Source organism: Rhodobacter sp. P2_H5, assembly GCF_056403335.1.
On record NZ_JBFUFS010000001.1, the window covers coordinates 128,144 to 145,744 of the forward strand.

General features: G+C 65.3%; 16 protein-coding genes. 4 read left to right on the plus strand and 12 right to left on the minus strand.

All coding sequences use genetic code 11. The features are described from left to right. Nucleotides 1–52 precede the first annotated feature (52 nt). Nucleotides 53–1,726, minus strand: a complete 1,674-nt coding sequence (locus AC1DVR_RS00630) for an ABC transporter substrate-binding protein (RefSeq protein ID WP_477998577.1) — start codon at nt 1,724–1,726, stop codon at nt 53–55. A 221-nt stretch (nt 1,727–1,947) separates the two neighbouring features. After that, complete coding sequence (locus AC1DVR_RS00635) at nt 1,948–2,958, minus strand: GlxA family transcriptional regulator (protein ID WP_477998578.1); 1,011 nt, start codon at nt 2,956–2,958, stop codon at nt 1,948–1,950. A gap of 274 nt (nt 2,959–3,232) precedes the next feature. Between AC1DVR_RS00635 and AC1DVR_RS00640 the strand changes: the two genes are divergently transcribed. Further along, the gene (locus AC1DVR_RS00640; protein WP_477998579.1) at nt 3,233–4,417 is read left to right on the plus strand and encodes a thiolase family protein; all 1,185 of its coding nucleotides are present in this window, start codon (nt 3,233–3,235) and stop codon (nt 4,415–4,417) included. Between the two features lie 141 nt (nt 4,418–4,558). After that, the gene (gene fahA, locus AC1DVR_RS00645) at nt 4,559–5,812 is read left to right on the plus strand and encodes a fumarylacetoacetase (protein WP_477998580.1); all 1,254 of its coding nucleotides are present in this window, start codon (nt 4,559–4,561) and stop codon (nt 5,810–5,812) included. A gap of 15 nt (nt 5,813–5,827) precedes the next feature. Here fahA and AC1DVR_RS00650 read toward each other — a convergent pair whose 3' ends face one another. Continuing rightward, complete coding sequence (locus tag AC1DVR_RS00650) at nt 5,828–6,712, minus strand: LysR family transcriptional regulator (RefSeq protein WP_477998581.1); 885 nt, start codon at nt 6,710–6,712, stop codon at nt 5,828–5,830. Between the two features lie 187 nt (nt 6,713–6,899). Between AC1DVR_RS00650 and AC1DVR_RS00655 the strand changes: the two genes are divergently transcribed. Together AC1DVR_RS00655 and AC1DVR_RS00660 are read left to right on the plus strand one after the other, a co-directional pair. Continuing rightward, entirely contained in the window at nt 6,900–7,724 is an 825-nt protein-coding gene (locus tag AC1DVR_RS00655) for an aldo/keto reductase (RefSeq protein WP_477998582.1), read from the plus strand. Between the two features lie 10 nt (nt 7,725–7,734). Continuing rightward, a complete protein-coding gene (locus tag AC1DVR_RS00660; protein WP_477998583.1) occupies nt 7,735–8,922 on the plus strand; it encodes an MFS transporter in 1,188 nt (395 codons plus the stop codon). A gap of 71 nt (nt 8,923–8,993) precedes the next feature. Here the strand turns inward: AC1DVR_RS00660 and AC1DVR_RS00665 are convergent, their stop codons facing one another. The 9 genes from AC1DVR_RS00665 to AC1DVR_RS00705 all read right to left on the minus strand — a co-directional run bounded on the left by AC1DVR_RS00665 (nt 8,994) and on the right by AC1DVR_RS00705 (nt 17,523). Further along, the gene (locus AC1DVR_RS00665; RefSeq protein ID WP_477998584.1) at nt 8,994–9,815 is read right to left on the minus strand and encodes an alpha/beta fold hydrolase; all 822 of its coding nucleotides are present in this window, start codon (nt 9,813–9,815) and stop codon (nt 8,994–8,996) included. 163 nt (nt 9,816–9,978) lie between these two features. Then, the gene (locus tag AC1DVR_RS00670) at nt 9,979–10,890 is read right to left on the minus strand and encodes a helix-turn-helix domain-containing protein (protein WP_477998585.1); all 912 of its coding nucleotides are present in this window, start codon (nt 10,888–10,890) and stop codon (nt 9,979–9,981) included. 126 nt (nt 10,891–11,016) lie between these two features. Next, entirely contained in the window at nt 11,017–11,409 is a 393-nt protein-coding gene (locus tag AC1DVR_RS00675) for a DoxX family protein (protein WP_477998586.1), read from the minus strand. A 1-nt stretch (nt 11,410) separates the two neighbouring features. Beyond that, nucleotides 11,411–13,273, minus strand: coding sequence for an amidohydrolase (locus AC1DVR_RS00680; RefSeq protein WP_477998587.1), 1,863 nt, complete (start codon nt 13,271–13,273; stop codon nt 11,411–11,413). A 33-nt stretch (nt 13,274–13,306) separates the two neighbouring features. Next, the gene (locus AC1DVR_RS00685; protein ID WP_477998588.1) at nt 13,307–13,963 is read right to left on the minus strand and encodes a hydrolase; all 657 of its coding nucleotides are present in this window, start codon (nt 13,961–13,963) and stop codon (nt 13,307–13,309) included. A 95-nt stretch (nt 13,964–14,058) separates the two neighbouring features. Next, nucleotides 14,059–14,760, minus strand: a complete 702-nt coding sequence (locus tag AC1DVR_RS00690; RefSeq protein WP_477998589.1) for a YoaK family protein — start codon at nt 14,758–14,760, stop codon at nt 14,059–14,061. 157 nt (nt 14,761–14,917) lie between these two features. Beyond that, entirely contained in the window at nt 14,918–16,117 is a 1,200-nt protein-coding gene (gene pcaF, locus AC1DVR_RS00695; protein WP_477998590.1) for a 3-oxoadipyl-CoA thiolase, read from the minus strand. Nucleotides 16,118–16,120: 3 nt separating this feature from the next. Next, on the minus strand, nt 16,121–16,792 hold the full coding sequence (locus tag AC1DVR_RS00700) for a 3-oxoacid CoA-transferase subunit B (RefSeq protein WP_477998591.1): 672 nt from the start codon (nt 16,790–16,792) through the stop codon (nt 16,121–16,123). After that, complete coding sequence (locus tag AC1DVR_RS00705; protein WP_477998592.1) at nt 16,789–17,523, minus strand: 3-oxoacid CoA-transferase subunit A; 735 nt, start codon at nt 17,521–17,523, stop codon at nt 16,789–16,791. Before AC1DVR_RS00705 ends, AC1DVR_RS00700 begins: the two co-directional genes overlap by 4 nt. Nucleotides 17,524–17,601: the final 78 nt, after the last annotated feature.

Consider the following 17,601-nt stretch of genomic DNA (forward strand, 5'->3'; position numbering starts at 1 on the left):
CGATACGGCGGGTGACCCGGCCCGCGACGGGGCCGGATCGCCTTGGGCAAGCTTAGGCCGAAACGGCGTATTGGTGCGCGAAGATGTACTGCGAGGGGTGCAGTTCAAAGCCCAGCACCTTCTTGTCCATCACGGTCGAGAAGACGCGCCAGAACGGCTGCACGATCGGCCCGTCATCCTGCATGATCATCTCGATCTTTTCCATGACCTTGCTGCGTTCCTTCGGGTCAAGGATGCCGTTGGCCTGGGTCAGAAGTGCGTCAAACTCCGGGTTGGCGTAGTGGGATTCGTTCCACGCCGCGTTCGATCGGTAGGCGAGCGAGAGGGTCATCACGGCCAGCGGCCGGTGGCCCCAGGCGGTCAGGCTGAAGGGGGCCGAGGTCCAGACCTCCCAATATTGCGAGGAGGGCAGGGACTTGATGTTGATCTTGATGCCGATGTCCTTGAACTGCTCGGCCATGACCTGCGCTGTGTTCAGCTCCCAAATCGGGTCGGGACGGGTCACCATGTCGATCTCGAACCCATCGGGATAGCCCGCATCGGCCAGCAGCTTCTTGGCCTTGTCGATGTCGCGGGCGTATTTCGGCAGGGCGGCATATTCGGGATGCGAGGGGGCGACATGGTGATCCTCGGCCGGGGTGCCGGCGCCGAGGAGGGCGGTCTGGATCACCTTGTCGCGGTCGATGGCAAAGCGCATGGCCTGACGCACGCGCTTGTCCTTGAACTGTTCCACATCGGGGTGCATCCGCGCCACGATGGTCTGCGTGGTTTCGACCTTGTAAACCGCGACATGCGGGAAGCTTTGCATGGCGCTGATCTGCACGGCATCCGCCTCGGACAGGCCATCGACCTGTTTGGAGGCCATGGCGGCAATCCCCGCCCCCGGGTTATCGCCGAGATCGACATATTCGAAGGTGTCGAGGAAGGGCCCCGTGCCCCAGTAATCGGTCCGCGCCTTGTATTTGGCACCCTTGCCGACGGTATATTCGACCATCTCGAAGGGGCCGGTGCCATTCGCCTCAGGCCCGAAAGCGCCGTTGTCGGCGGGGTCGAGGATGAACATCGGATAATGGAACAGATGTTCGGGAACCGCGATCTGCGGCGCAAAGCAGTTCAGGCGGACGGTCAGATCATCGACCTTTTCGATCGCATTCTCGGCCCAGAGCCGGCTCGACATCTTGGCGGCGCCCTTGTCGTCCTTCTCGCCGGTGTCGTATTCCTCGACCAGATAGCCGGTGAACAGCCCCAGCATCGAAGAGCCGACCGCCGGGTCCGCCACGCGCTTGAGGTTCCAGATCACGTCATCGGCGGTAAGCGACTTGCCGCCCTTGCGCCAGGTGGCGTCCTTGCGGATGTGCAGGGTCCAGGTCTTGAGGTCGTCACTCGCCTCCCACTTCTCCAGAAGGTAGGGATGCGTGATGTTGTTGCGGTCGGTCAGGGTCAGATACTCGCAGACCTGCCGGATCACGTTGGATTTTTCGGCGAAGTCGGCCAGATGGGGGTCCTTGATCTCCATGCAGCGCATGCCGACGCGCAGATTGCCGCCCTTGGGCATCTCGTCGGCGCGTGCCATGCCGAAGGGCATCGACATGCCGGCCATCGCATAGGCCGCCGTGGCCGAGACGCCGAGCAAGGTGGCCTTGCGCAGAAAATCACGACGGCTGACGGCGCCGGCCTTCAGGTCGGTGACAAGGGTGGGAACGTAGGGGTGAGTGGTCTTTTCCATGCGGTTCTCCTGTTGGTCAAAATACTGTTCCGTATTTTTGGTAGGACTTCGCGGGCGGTTGTTTTTGTGCCGGTCAAAGCTGCAGCGGGCCGGGGGCCTTTTGCGATCCATCCCTCAGGCATAAAGGCCAATGCTGCAGTGCGATATGCATGAGTTCGACATAGTCTATGCGTAATGCGACATATCTCTGCGCCCGCTTCTAGCGGGCGCAGGTGGCAGGGTCACAGGGCGGGCGGCACGTATCTGGGGTCGGCCTTGCGGGTGGCGGCCGGGGCTTCGCCAAGATTCTGACGGTAGATCCGGCTGAAATGCGAGGCGGACTGATAGCCGCAGATCTCGGCAATGGTGGCCACGCCAAGATTGGTGTTCAAAAGCAACTCTCTGGCCCGCGCCAGCCGCAGCTCGATGTAGAATTTCGACGGGCTCTTGCCCAGATTGGCGAGGAAGAGCCGCTCCAGCTGGCGCACCGAAAGCGAGGCGCTTTGCGCCAGATCCTCGATGTCGATCGGCGGGTTCAGGTTGGCCTCCATCCGGCGGATGACAAAGCCAAGCTTGGTGTTGCGGATGCCGAATCGGTCCTCGGGGTTCATTTTCTGGATGTCGTCATGCCGCCGGATGCGCGGATGGTTGAACTGGTCCGAGATCTGCGCCGCAAGCTCGCGCCCCTGGGTGGCCGCGATCAGGTACAGCATCATGTCCAGCGTCACCGTCCCGCCCGAAGAGGTCAGGATCCGCCCGTCGATGGCGAAGATGTCGTCGGTGACCAGGCAATTCGGGAACTCGCTGCGGAAATTGTCGAGGGATTCCCAATGGACGGCGCAGCGGCGCCCCTCCAGCAGGCCGGCCTTGGCGAAGAAATAGACGGCGGTGCTGACGGCGCCGAGGATGCAGCCCTCGGAATACAGCCGCCGCAGCCAGGCGAAGATCGCCGGGTCATAGGCCTCGGCATAGTTGATCCCGGCGCAGGTGATCACCACGTCACAGCGCGGCGCGGTGGCCATCGCGGCATCGGCGTCAAATCCCAGGCCGCTGCTCGATTTGACCCCCTTGCCATCGGAGGAGATCAGAACCCATTCAAAAACCTTGCGTTTTGCCAGACGGTTGCCCTGCCGCAGGGAATCCAGCGCGGCGGAAAAGGTCATCAGCGGATAGTCCGGCACCAGAAGGAAGCCGATCCGGATCACGCGATTGCCTTCCGACAACTGCCTGAGAGAAGAGATTGGTTCCGCCATCCGCCGACCCGGTCCTTGCGCAGCCGCCACGTTAGCATGGCATGCCGCACCGCAGATAGCGGTGATCGGCCATACCTTGAAAGCAACCCGCGCTGGTTGACGTCCTGCCGGGGGCTTAATATATGACTATCGTCATCAAAGTGCGGAGCCGCGACGATGCGCCAGATCATTGTGAGTCTCGAAAATGGCCCTACGGTCACCGGGGTCGGGCCAGCCGCATCCGCCGATCCCCGACAGATCCCTTCACGGGCGGGAACCCCGCCAAGGAGACATCATGAAACCTGTTGAAATCGTTCTTTGCCACCCGGTCCGCACCGCGATCGGCGCTTTTGGCGGCAGCCTCAAGGACACACCGGCCACCGACCTTGGCGCCGTCGTGATCGCCGAGACGCTCAAGTGCGGCGGGATTGATCCGGCCTCGGTGGGCGAGGCGGTGATGGGCAATGTCATTCAGGCCGGCAACCGGATGAACCCGGCCCGGCAAGCCGCTATTGGCGGCGGGTTGCCGGTCTCGGTGCCGGCGATGACGGTCAACCGGGTCTGCGGATCGGGGGCGCAGGCCGTGGTGACGGCGGCGCAGGACATCCTGCTGGGCCTCCACCCCCTCGCCATCGCCGGCGGGATGGAGAACATGGACCGCGCGCCCTATCTTTTGACCAAGGGCCGTCAGGGCTACCGGATGGGCCCGGCCGAGATCCTGGACAGCATGCTGTCGGATGGCCTGAACGACGCCTTCTCGGGTGAACATTCCGGCTGGCACACCGAGGATCTGGTCACGGCCAAGGGCCTGACCCGGGCGCGGCAGGACGCCTGGGCCCTGCGCTCGCAGACCCGCTTTTCCGCCGCCCGCGAGGCCGGCCTTTTCGCGGCCGAGATTGCGCCAGTTATCCTGCGCGACCGCAAGGGCGAGCGCACCTTCCTCGTCGATGAAGCGCCGCGCCCCGAGACGACGGCGGAGGGTCTTGCCAAGCTGAAGCCCGCCTTCCGCAAGGACGGAACGATCACCGCCGGCAATGCGCCGGGGCTGAACGCCGGGGCGGCGGCGATGATCGTGGCGGACCGCGCCTATGCCGAGAAGATCGGGCTGCAGCCGGCGGCGCGCGTGGTCAGCTGGGGCATCGGCGCGGTCGAGCCGGGGATGTTCGGCCTTGGCCCGGTGCCTGCTGTCCGGCAAGCGCTGGCCCGCGCCGGCTGGTCGATCGGCGACATCGAACGGGCCGAGATCAACGAGGCCTTCGCCGCCGTGCCCCTGGCCGTGGTCGATGAGCTGGGATTGCCCGAGGATCTGGTCAACGTCGAGGGCGGCGCCATCGCCCATGGCCATGCCATCGGCGCCACCGGGGCGGTTCTGATCACCCGGCTGGTCCACAGCCTGGCGCGCGACGGTCTGACGCGCGGGCTGGTCACGCTGTGCATCGGCGGCGGTCAGGGCATCGCCGTACTGCTGGAACGGCTCTGACCCTTCGCAAAGCCGCCAAACCGGGGCCCGGTCGCAAGGCCGGGCCTTTGCACAGGCGGCGGCCTCGCGTAAGCCGGATGGACCGGGCCGCGCTGCAGGCGCCGCCCGCATGACCGCCGGACTGGATGAAAGGGACCGAAGATGAGCCTCATGCAAAGCTGGGTGGCCTCGGCCAATGCGGCCGACTGCCCCTTTCCGCTGAACAACCTGCCCTGCGGCGTGTTTTCCCGGGGCGACGACGAGGCGCATTGCGGCATGGCGATCGGCGATTTCGTGCTGGACGTGACGGCGCTGGAGGCCGAGGGCCTGCTGGAACTGGACGGCGGCCCTCTGCTGGACGTGCCCTTCTGGAATGGCGTGATGGAGGCCGGTCCGGCGGTTTGGGCCGCCTTGCGGACCCAGGTCACCAGGATGCTGAAAGACGGCGCCAGCAAGCGGTTCCTGGTCGAGGATCACCTCGTCCCGCTCAAGGATGTCAGCCTGCAGATGCCCTTCCTCGTCTCGGAATTCACCGATTTCAACTCAAGCCGCCAGCATGCCGCCAATGTGGCCGCGCTGGCGCAGGGCGAGGGCGCTGCGCTGCCGGCGAACTGGCTGCATCTGCCGATCGGCTGCAACGGCCGCGCCTCTTCTGTCGTGGTCAGCGGAACCGAGGTGCGCAGACCTTGGGGGCAGGTCAGGGGCAAGGGCTATGAGATGCCAGCGTTCCAGCCCTCGCGCCGCTTCGACTTTGAACTGGAGCTGGGCGCCGTGGTGGGCCTGCCCTCCGATGGGCCGGTGACCGTGGCCGAGGCCGACGCGATGATCTTCGGCTATGTCCTGCTCAACGACTGGTCGGCGCGCGATATCCAGGCCTGGGAATCCCAGCCGCTCGGGCCGTTCCAGGCCAAGGCGACTGCCACGACGATTTCCCCCTGGGTGGTGATGAAGGCGGCGCTGGAGCCTTTCCGCGTGCCCTCCCCGCCGCGGGAGGTGCCGCTTTTGCCCTATCTGCAGGAACCCGGGCCGCTGTCCTACGACATCGCACTTGAGGTCACGCTGACGCCTGCGGGCGGGGCTGCGACGGTGATCAGCCGCACCTCCGCGGCCGAGGTCTATTTCGCGGCGGCCCAGCAGCTGGCGCATCACGCCACCTCGGGCTGCCCGATGAATGCGGGCGATCTTCTGGGCTCTGGCACGATCTCGGGGCCGAAGCGCGAGAATTTCGGCAGCCTGCTGGAGCTGACCTCGGGCGGCAAGGCGCCTTTGGCCCTGGGCAAGCACAGCCGAAGCTTCCTTGAGGATCATGACACCGTGACCCTGACCGGCGCGGCGCGCGGGGCGGGCTACACGATCGGGTTTGGCCCCTGCAGCGGCACGTTGGTTCCGGCCCTGCCCGATCCTTACAAACGGTAATCCCGCAGGGCCCGCTCAGGCCCCGTCCAGAACGGCGCGCAGCCGGGGGATCATGAAATCGACAAAGGCGCGCACGCGGTGTGGCAGACGTTCACCGCCCAGAAACAGGGCGTGGATGTCCTCGACTTCGCTTTCGACCGCGTCGGCCATGACCTCGACAAGGGTGCCTGACAGCAGATCGCCGCGGACGTGGAATTCTCCCAGGCGAGCCAGACCCATCCCTGCCAAAGCCAGCCTGCGCACAGTCTCGCCATTGTTGGCCAGAAGCGGGCCTGCCACCGTCCGGTCCACAATCCGGCCTGACTCGCGCAGCGGCCACACCGGGGCTGAGCGGCGAAAGTTGAAACCAAGGCAGGCGTGGTGGGCCAGATCCTCGGGGCGCTGCGGCACGCCACGCCGCGCCAGATAATCGGGCGAGGCCACGATCTTGCGCGGCGTCGTGCCGATCTTCAGCGCCGTCAGGCTGGAGTTTTCCAGCGCCCCGATCCGAAAGGCCACATCCGTCTGATCAAGGTAAAGGTCGATAATTTCGTCCGAAAGCGAGAGATCGACCACGACATTGGGGTATTCGGCCCAGAAGGCCGGCAAAAGTGGCTCCACCGCGATCATCCCGAAAACGACCGAAGTGTTGACCCGCACCTTGCCCCCCATGCTGCGCGCGCCGGTCGACAGCGAATGCTCGATATCCTCAAGCTCGGCCAGAAGGCTTTGGCTGCGCTCGTAATAGATCCGCCCCTCGGCCGTCAGCGACAGGCGGCGGGTGGACCGCTCCAAGAGGCGGACGCCCAGCCGGGTCTCGATCCGGTCGATCAGTTTCGAGATGGTCGAGGGCGTCATCAAGACCTGACGCGCGGCCTCCGAAAAGCTGCCGCTGTCGACCACGCGCAGAAAGATCTGCATTTCTCCTGCCCGATTGTCCATCAACGTCCCGCTTTATGAACTGATTTCACAGATCATGTGCCTATAGCACGGATTATCAAGACGGCATCGCTGGCTTATGTGCTGATCTGTCAACAAGGTAAGCAACACGGAACTGTCTGGCCTTGCCAGAGCCGCCCGCCCCTTGCCGCCCGCACAGGAGAGACCGATGCAGTTTGTGAATGTCCATGGCGCGAAGATCCCGGCGCTGGGCTTTGGCGTGTTCCGCATGTCGGAGGCCGAGGTCGAGGAGGTGATCCCCGCCGCCTTCGCCACCGGCTTTCGCCATTTCGACACCGCCCAGATTTACGGCAACGAGGCCGCCCTTGGCCGCGCCCTGCAGGCCGCCGGCGCGCGTCGCGAGGAGTTGTTCCTGACCACCAAGGTCTGGGTCGACAAATACAATGCCGCCGGTTTTGCCGCCTCGGTCGACGAAAGCCTGGAGAAGCTGAAAGTGGGCCATGTCGACCTGCTTTTGGCGCATTGGCCGGGTGATACGGTCCCCGTGGCCGACCAGATCGCCTGGCTGAACGAGGTGCAGGCCGCCGGCAAGACCCGCTTCATCGGGGTCAGTAACTACAACTTGACCCAGTTCCGGGAAGCCGTGGCGAAAAGCAAGGCGCCCATCGTGACCAACCAGATCGAGATGCACCCCTATCTGAACCAATCGGCGATGCTCGCCCTGACCCAGGACACCGGCGCCGCGATCACCGCCTATTACGGCATGGCCGACGGCGCGGTGCCGCGCGATCCGGTCCTTGCCGCGATTGGCCAAGCCTATGGCAAGACGGCGGCGCAGGTCGCCCTGCGCTGGCTGGTGCAGAAGGGCTGCATTGCGCTCTCCAAGACCGCGAAGACCGACCGTCTGGCCGAGAACTTCGCCATTTTCGATTTCACCCTGACCGCGGCCGAGATGGCCGTAATCACAGCCCTTTCCCGGCCGGATGGCCGCATCGTCTCGCCCAAGGGTCTTGCGCCCGACTGGGCGGCTTGAGGACAGAACCATGACACAACTGCAAGACAAGACAGGTTTCAACTGGCCGGTGCTAGCCCTGGCCATCGGGGCCTTCGGCATCGGCACCACCGAGTTTTCGCCGATGGGGCTGTTGCCGGTGATCGCCGATGGCGTGGGCGTCTCGATCCCGAAGGCAGGGCTGTTGATCAGCGCATATGCCATCGGCGTGATGGTCGGGGCGCCGGTGATGACGCTGATCTTCAGCCGTTTTGGCAAGCGGGCGGCGCTGATGTGCCTGATGGCGATCTTCACCATCGGCAACGCGCTTTCGGCCCTGGCCCCGGATTACTGGACGCTCCTCGCCTCGCGGATCGTGACCAGCATGAACCACGGCGCGTTCTTCGGCCTCGGCTCGGTCGTGGCGGCCAGCGTGGTGCCGAAAGAGAAACAGGCGAGTGCGGTCGCCACCATGTTCATGGGACTGACCATCGCCAATATCGGCGGCGTGCCGATGGCGACCTGGATCGGCCAGCAGATCGGCTGGCGGATGTCCTTTGCCGGGACGGCCGTGCTGGGGCTGATCGCGATGACCGCGTTGGGCCTGGCGCTGCCCCGGGTCGGCGCGGGTCAAAGGCCTGACGTCCGGCGCGAGCTTCAGGTGCTGGTGCGGCCGCAGGTCTTGCTTTCGCTGCTGACCACGACCCTCGGCGCCAGCGCGATGTTCTCGGTCTACACCTATGTGGCCCCGATGCTGGAGAGCCTGACCAATGCCTCGGGCAATTTCGTGACGCTGGCGCTGGTTCTGATCGGGCTGGGCTTCACGCTGGGCAACGGGATTGGCGGAAAGGTGGCCGATTGGTCGCTGGAGGGGGCAACCGCGCTGTTCCTCGGCGCGCTGGCCGTGATCAGCCTGGCCATGCCTCTGGTCCTGGGCAGCCATGTGGGCGCCGCGATCATGTTGACCTTCTGGGGTGCCGCGGCCTTTGCCATCGTGCCGCCGGTCCAGATGCGGGTGATGCAGACGGCCTTTGACGCGCCGGGCCTGGCCTCTTCCGTCAACATCGGTGCCTTCAACCTGGGCAATGCAATCGGTGCCGCCGCAGGCGGGGCGGTGATCAGCGCGGGGCTCGGCTATGCCGCCGTGCCGGTGACCGGTGGCCTCTTGGCGGCGGGGGGCTTGCTCCTTGTCTGGCTCAGCCACCACCGCCATGGCGCGCCTGTCGCAGGCGCTGCGTGAACCTGCACCTTCGCTAAAAGAAGAAGGGCGGCCCCCAGGGACCGCCCTTTTTCATGTGGGGAGGGGTGGGCTCAAGCGTTGATGAAGTCCAGCACGTCGTGGAAGAACTTTTCGGGCAGGGTTTCCACCAGACCATGCGGCGCGCCCGGATAGGTCAGAAGCCGCGCCTGCGGGGCGATCCTGGCTGCCTTCTCGCCGGAATTGGCGATCGGCACGATCTGGTCGTCATCGCCGTGGATGATCAGGGTCGGGATGTTCATCTTCTTGAGGTCTTCGGTGTAATCGACCTCGGAAAACTCGTGGATGCAGTCGTAAAGCCCCTTCAACCCGCCCGCCATGCCTTGCAGCCAGAAGCCGTCCATCAGACCCTGGCTGACCGCAGCGCCCGAGCGATTGAAGCCATAGAAGGCGATGCTCAGATCCTTGAAGAACTGCGAGCGGTTGGAGGCGGTGCCGGCGCGGATGCCGTCGAACACGTCCAGCGGCACACCGCCCGGGTTGGCGGGGGTTTTCAGCATCAGGGGCGGCACGGCGCCCACCAGAATCGCCTTGCCCACGCGCGCGGTGCCGTGACGCCCGATGTAATGCGCCACCTCGCCACCGCCGGTCGAGTGGCCGATCAGGACGGCATCCCTCAGGTCCAGGCTTTCGATCAGCTCGTGCAGGTCGTCGGCATAGCGGTCCATGTTGTTGCCGTCCCAGACCTGGGTCGAGCGGCCATGGCTGCGCCGGTCATGGGCGATGACGCGGAACCCTTCCTGACCGAAGAACAGCGCCTGCGTGTCCCAGGCGTCGGCCGACAGCGGCCAGCCGTGCGAAAAGACAATGGGCCGGCCCTTGCCCTGATCCTTGTAAAAAAGGTCGACGCCATCGGTGGTCTTCAGAAAAGCCATGGGATTTGTCCTGCCGTCTCGATTGTGGGAGCGTGCATGGATGAGGCTCTGCCGCCGGCCCTGCCAAGCCGCGCACAAAGGGTACCGGGCCCAAGGGTCCGGATATTGCAGCTTCGTGGCCGAAATTGCACGATCGTGCCCATCGGCCGCAGGGGGCGCGCCCTCAGCGGCTTTCGCGCCGCCAGCGCCCGGGCGAGACGCCAACCTCGCGGCTGAAGATCCGGGTCAGGTGGCTTTGGTCGAAAAAGCCGCAATGGAGCGCGATCTGCGCCAGCGGCAGGTCGGTCGTGCGCAACATCTGACGGGCGTGGTCCAGCCGCTGGTTCAGGACCCACTGATAGGGCGTGGTGCCGGTCGTCTCGCGGAAGGCGCGGAAAAACTGGCCGCGCGACATGTTCAGCGCATCGGCGATGGTGGCCATCGAGGCATCGGGTCCGGCCTCCTCCATCAGCATCTCGGTGGCGCGGCGCAGCGCCGGGTCGGGAAGGCGCGGCACGCGGCGCGGCGGGCGCGGTCTTTCCGTGCCGTAGCTGTGGAACAGATGGGTCACCATGGCGGTGCCGATCTGTTCGGCCAGCAGCGGGCAGGCGCCCTTGGGGTCGGCCAGCGACGGCAAAAGCGCCTGGGCGAGATGCCCCAGCACCGGGTCGGCTTGGGCGGCCAGGCGCGTCAGCTGGGGCAGGCGCCGGCTTTCGCCGCGGTTGGCGATCTCGGCAAGGAATTCGCGGTTCAGTTCCAGCAGGAAGAAGTCGAAACTGCCCTCGACCTGGCAGGCATAGGGGTTCTCGAAGTCGCGAATATAGGCCGAGTCCTTGCCATAAACCTCGTCCCGCGCCTCTCGTCCCTGCATCGAGCGCCGCCGGTGCCCGGCGCGCAGCGAAAGGCCGATCAACAGGCCGCGGTCCTCGGGCGGGGTTTCCATCCGGGCGACATGCGGCCCCATGGCCGTCTTGCGCCGAAACGTCATGCCGCCGACCGTCAGGGTGTGATCGTACAACAGTTCGTGCACGCCACAGCCGAGCGAATCGCGCACGACGAGATTGGTTTCCTGCGGCGGATTGGTGCTGAAATCCATCGGTTTCGTCCTTTCCTGCGGTACAGGCTGTCGCAACGGTCCTTTCAGGCGGGTCTGCGTTCGTGTCATGCACGAGGAAGTGCCGGCGAGGCTACCTGAAAATGCCCGGCCGATCACGGCAACTCGTCAAAAATCCATCAGCGCCACAAGCACAAAGGCGCCGCTCAACCCAACATGCTCAAAGAAGGCGTCCATGGCCTGCGTGCGCGCCAATCCTTTGGGCTGTTCCCAAAAGCGCAGCGCGATCAGGGTGGCGACCATCGTATATCCCGCCAGCGCCAGGGCCGCGATCTGGCGGTGCCAGCCCGAGATCACCATGGCCGAGGTGGCGAGTTCAAAGCAGATCGTCCCCAGCGCCAGAAGCCGCGGCGGCGAAAGACCCAGCGCGACCATCTCTTCGGTTGCGGCCTGAAAATCGAGGATTTTGGTCACCGGCCCCTGAATATAGGCCGCGCACAGCGCCAGAAGGCACAGGTGCAGCACGATCCCGTTGTGCAGAAGTGCTGCAAGCTGGTCCATCTCAGACCGCCCAGCAGGCACAACCGAGCGCCCCCCAGAAGGATTTGAGGTCCGAGGTCGGGAGTTTCGCCCCCCAGGCGCTGGCATGGTCATGGCCATGCACCCTGCAGGAGCTGGCGCAGCCGCAGCGGGCCGAGGCTTGCTGTGCCACATCGGGCTGCGTGCCCCAGGCGCCGTAACCGCCATAGGTCCGCACCGGCGACCAATCGGGCATGGCGGGCGGCACCGGATTTTCGTCCAGCGGGGCGAAATCGCCCTTGGCAAAGACGATCTTGCCGCCGACCATCGTGAGATCCGAGGTCATATGGGTGATCTCGGCCTCCGGCACGGCGAAATAGTCGCGGTCGGGCAGGGTCAGATCGGCGAAGTAGCCGGGGGCGATGCGGCCACGCCGGCCATCCTCGTTGCAGAACCACGCGACCTTTTCGGTCCACATCCGCAAGGCGGTCTCGCGGTCCAGACAATTGCGCTGCGGCGTGATGCGAAGACCGCCCACTGTGCGCCCCGTCACCATCCAGGAGAGAGAGACCCAAGGGTTGTAGGACGCCACCCGCGTCGCATCCGTTCCGGCCGAGGTGTGCAGGCCCTTTTCGAGCATCTTTGCGATCGGCGGTGTGGCCTCGGCGGCGGCGGCGCCATAGCGGCCCACGAAGAACTCGCCCTGATAGGCCATCCGGTGCTGCACCGCGACACCGCCGCCAAGCGCCGCAATCCGGTCGATCGAGCGGTCCGAGATGGTCTCGGCGTGGTCAAAGAACCAGTTGAGGCCCTGCAGCGGGATATCCTTGTTCACCTTTTCAAAGACATCAAGCGCGCGGGTGATCGTCTCGTCATAGGTCGCATGCATCCGCCAGGGCCAGCGGTTCTCGGCCAGGATGCGGACGACGCCTTCCAGATCCTCCTCCATCGCGGCAGGCAGGTCGGGGCGGGGTTCGCGGAAATCTTCAAAGTCGGCGGCGGAAAAGACCAGCATCTCGCCCGCGCCATTATGGCGGAAGTAGTCGTCGCCCTGCCGGTACTTGACCGACTTTGTCCAGGCGAGGAAATCGGCCTTCTCCTCCTTCGGCTTCTGGGTGAAGAGGTTATAGGCCAGCCGCACCGTCATCTGCCCGTCATCGGCCAGTTTCTGGATCACGGCGTAATCGTCGGGATAGTTCTGGAAACCGCCGCCCGCGTCGATGACCCCGGTGACGCCCAGCCGATTGAGCTCGCGCATGAAATGGCGGGTGGAGTTCACCTGGTAGTCGAAAGGCAGCTTCGGCCCCTTGGCCAGCGTGGCATAAAGAATGCCGGCATTGGGTTTGGCGAGCAAAAGCCCGGTCGGGTTGCCCGCAGCGTCGCGCTGAATCTCGCCTCCCGGCGGGTTGGGCGTAACCTTGGTATAGCCCACCGCCCGCAAGGCAGCACCGTTCAACAAGGCGCGGTCGTAAAGGTGCAGCAGGAAGACCGGAGTGTCGGGCGCCACGGCGTTGATCTCGTCCAGCGTCGGCAGGCGCTTTTCGTCGAACTGGCTTTCGGTAAAGCCGCCCACCACCCGCACCCATTGCGGCGGCGGGGTGATGGCGACCTGCGCCTTCAGCATCGCCATCGCGTCCGAAAGCGAGGTCACGCCATCCCAGCGCAGTTCAAGGTTATAGTTCAGCCCGCCGCGCACCACATGGGTGTGATTGTCGATTAGCCCCGGCAGGACCGAGCGGCCCTTGAGGTCGATGACCCGCGTCTGCGGCCCGGCGAGGGCGAGGATCTCGGCCTCGCCCCCCACGGCCTGAAACACCCCGGCCTGAATGGCCACCGCACTGGCTTGCGGGTTTTCGCGGTCCAGCGTGGTCAGCCGCGCATTGTGCAGGATCAGGTCGGGGGTCATGGGCGAGCTCCGTAAAACGAGGGGGGGAGGGGACTAGTGCCCTTCCGAGGCGTTGAACATCGCCTTGGCGTATTGGATGCCCAGGCCATAGGATCCGGCGAGACGCTGCGCGATGCCGGTGGTGGAGGCATAGGTCTCGCCCCGCGCCCAGTCGCGCTGCAGCTCCAGAAGGTATTGCACCGAGGTCATCGGGCGCGCACCCGCCTGCACCATGCGGTCCACCGCACGATCATGCGCCTCGGGCGTGACGTCGCCGCAGGCATCGGCGATCACATAGACCTCGAAGCCCTGGTCGATGGCGGACAGCGCCGGGCCAACGATGCAGACGCTGGTCCAGAGCCCGGCCAGCACGACGCGACCCTTGCCGATCTCGTTCACGCGGGCGATGACGGCTTCGTCTTCCCAGGTGTTCATCGAGGTGCGGTCCAGGAGCGCCTGGCCGGGGAAGGGTGCCGTCACTTCATCGAACATCGGGCCGGAGAAGCTTTTGGCGGCGACCGTGGTCAGGATCGTCGGCACCTTGAAGCTGGCGGCGGCGGCAGAGACCAGGCCTGCATTGACGCGCAGGTTGACCGCGTCGATGGATTTGGTCGCAAAGGCCATCTGCGACTGGAAATCGATCATGATCAGCATGTGATCGGTCGGGCTCAGCAGGGTCTTACCCGGGGTTGCTGTCGCTTTGGGGGCCATGTTTTTCTCCTGTTATCTGGTTTGAGATCCGGAAATTGCCGATGAAGGATCTTGGATGATCGTGCGCGGTAATTCGGGGGACTTTTCGGGGGAGCTCATTTTACCGGGGCGTGCAGCGCCGGATGGCGGGCGAAGACCAGGGTGCCCACCAGAACGATGGCGCCGGTCGCGATCAGGGGCAGGGTCAGACCGCCCGATAGGTTGATCAGCAAGGCGCCTAGGGCTGCCCCGACGAACAGCGCCACGACCGCGCCAAGACGGCGGCCGAGATTGGGGTTGGCCCCGCCGGCCAGCGTGCTGTCGGCGGCGATGCCGGTCAGGGTCATGGTGAGGACCGTGGTTGTCAGGTCAGGGATGCCCAGACGCCGCACCGTACCGTTGCGCAGGCCCATGGCCCCGCCGAGCAGGGCGATCATCAGCAGTTGGACAGTGCCCACCGCCGCAACGCCGCTGCCGATTGCCGCCACGGCTGCGGCCCAGATCAACAGGCTTTCAATGACCGCCGCGGTCAAAAGCCAGTGGTGCAGCGGCTTTCCGCGGTTCCAGTTGGCGGCCCGGCCGCCGATCAGCGCGCCGATCAGGAAGCTTGCCAGGGCCGTGGCAAGCGGCAGCGGTTTGAAGCCTTCCGCCCCTGCCGCCGCAAAGCCGAGGAAGACCACATTCCCCGTCATGTTGGCCGTGAAAACCTTGCCGAGGCCCAGCACGGAGATCGCATCAATCATCCCCGTGGTGACCGACAGGATCAGCAAGAGCATCGGCATCGGCGACTGCATCTTGATGTCTGGTGTATCCGGCATGAGAGGCTCCTTGCGTCATATGGTGCAGCTGGCGGTAAACGGCGCGACGCCTTTCGACGCTTTTATGGCTGTTTTTGGAGCGGCGGTATTGTTGAAAAGTAACGCGATGGGTGCTTCGGATTTCTTTCCTTTTGCGCGGAACGGGGAGGGTTTCGGTTCAGACGCGCTCCAGCGCCACGGCAATGCCTTGCCCCACGCCGATGCACATGGTGGACAGCGACCTTTTGCCCCCGGTCAGCTTCAGTTCAAGTGCCGCGGTGCCGGTGATGCGGGCGCCGCTCATCCCGAGTGGGTGACCCAGGGCGATGGCGCCGCCGTTGCGGTTGACGCGTGCGTCGGTGTCGGCCAGACCCAAAAGCCGCAGGGTCGCGACGCCCTGCGCCGCAAAAGCCTCGTTCAGCTCGATCACGTCGAAATCGGCGGGTGTCAGCCCCAGCCGCGCCATCAGCTTTTGCGAGGCAGGCGCAGGCCCGATCCCCATGATCCGCGGCGGAACCCCGGCCGTCGCCCCGCCCAGCACCCGGGCAATCGGCGTCAGCCCATATTTCGCCGCCGTCTCGGCATTGGCGAGGATCAGCGCCGCCGCACCATCATTGACCCCGCTGGCATTGCCCGCCGTGACCGAGCCGCCCTCGAACAGCGGGCGCAGTTTGGCCAGCGCCTCGGGCGTGGTGGCGCGGGGGTGTTCGTCGCGGTCCACCACCAGCGCCTCGCCCTTGCGTTGCGGGATGGTGACGGGAGTAATCTCCTGCGCCAGCCGGCCACTGGCCTGGGCGGCTGCGGCCTTGGCCTGGCTGTCCAGCGCCATCAGATCCTGCGCCTTGCGGCTCACGCCATAGTCATCTGCCACGTTCTGCCCGGTCTGCGGCATCGAATCCGTGCCATAGGCCTTGTGCATCGCCGGGTTGATGAAGCGCCAGCCGATGGTTGTGTCGTAAATCGCAGCCTCGCGGCTGAAGGCGGTGTCGGCTTTCGGCATCACCATCGGCGCGCGCGACATGCTCTCGACGCCACCGGCGATCATCAGCCCCGCCTCGCCCGCCGCAATCTGCCGCGCTGCCGTCAGCACCGCATCCATGCCCGAACCGCAAAGCCGGTTGATCGTGGTGCCCCCGACGCTGACCGGAAGACCCGCCAGCAAGAGGGACATGCGCGCGACGTTGCGGTTGTCCTCGCCCGCCTGATTGGCGCAGCCGAAGATCACGTCGTCGACCGCCTCCCAATCCACGCCTTGGTTGCGCGCCATCAGCGCGCGCAGCGGCACGGCCCCCAGATCATCCGGGCGCACGGCGGACAGGCTTCCGGCGTAGCGGCCGATCGGCGTGCGGATATAGTCGCAGATGAAAACGTCGGTCATGGCTTACAGCTCCGGTACGGTCAGATCGGCCACGGCACCTTCAAGATGCAGCGTGGCGCCGGTCATGGATTGCAGATCGTCGAAGGACAGCGAGGGCAGCTTTTCGCGCAGCACGAAATGGCCAGCCACGATGTCGATCACCGCGAGGGAGGAATAGACCCGTGTCACGCACCCCACTCCGGTAAGGGGCAGGGCGCAGCGGGTCAGCAGTTTCGGCTTGCCATCCTTGGTGACATGATCGGTGATCACCGCCACGCGCTTGGCGCCATGGACCAGATCCATCGCCCCGCCCACAGCCGGCACACCTTTCGGCCCGGTCGACCAATTCGCCAGATCGCCGCTTTCGGCGACCTCATAGGCGCCGAGGATCGCCACATCCAGATGGCCACCGCGCACCATGGCAAAGCTGTCGGCGTGGTGGAAGAACGCGGTGCCCGGCCTCAGCGTCACGGCCTTCTTGCCCGCGTTGATCAGGTCCCAATCCTCGGCACCCGGGGCGGGCGCCTCGCCAAAGCCGAGGATGCCGTTTTCGGTGTGAAAGATCGCCTGTTTGCCCGGCGGCTGGAATTTCGCCACCATCTCGGGGAAGCCGATGCCGAGGTTGACATAGGCGCCATCCTCGATGTCCTGCGCTGCGCGCCAGGCCATCTGGGTCGGGGAGAGTTTCGTGGTCATTGCGCCACCTCCGGATAGGCCGCCTTGGCGCGGTTGAGCACTTCTTCCTGCGCCGGGTTCGGCACCTCGACCACGCCCTGCACGAAGATCCCAGGGGTGATGACGGCTTCGGGGTCGATGTCACCGGGATCGACGATCTGGCTGACCTGCACGATGGTCGTGGCCGCAGCCATGCACATCAGCGGGTTGAAGTTGCGCGCAGCCATCCGGTAGGTCAGGTTGCCCAAGCGGTCACCCAGATGCGCCTTGACCAGCGCATAGTCGGCCTTGAGCCAGCGTTCCTGCACATAGGACCTACCCTCGAACACCTCCACCGGCTTGCCCTTGGCCAGATCGGTGCCAAAGCTGGTCGGCGTGTAAAAGGCAGGGATGCCCGCGCCACCGGCCCGGATCCGCTCGGCGAGCGTGCCCTGCGGGACCAGCTCCAGCTCGATCTGACCGGCGAGGTAGCGTTCGGTGAAAACCACCGGATCGGCCGAACGCGGGAAGGAGCAGATCAGCTTCTTCACCATCCCCTGCTCGATCAGCGCGGCAAGACCCACATGGCCATTGCCCGCGTTGTTGTTGACCACCGTCAGCTCCTTGGGGTGCCCGGTCGCGAGAAACCGGTCGATCAGCGCGTGGATCAGCTCGATCGGCGCGCCAGAGCCGCCAAAACCGCCGATCATCACGGTCATCCCGTCTGCGATCCCCGCCACGGCGCTGGCGAGGTCTGGAAGTGTCTTGTCCATCAATGCCTCCTGCCGGGCGATTCCCCACCCGCTTGGCGCAAGAGATAGGGGCTGACAGGGGCTTTCGTCCATCAGGTT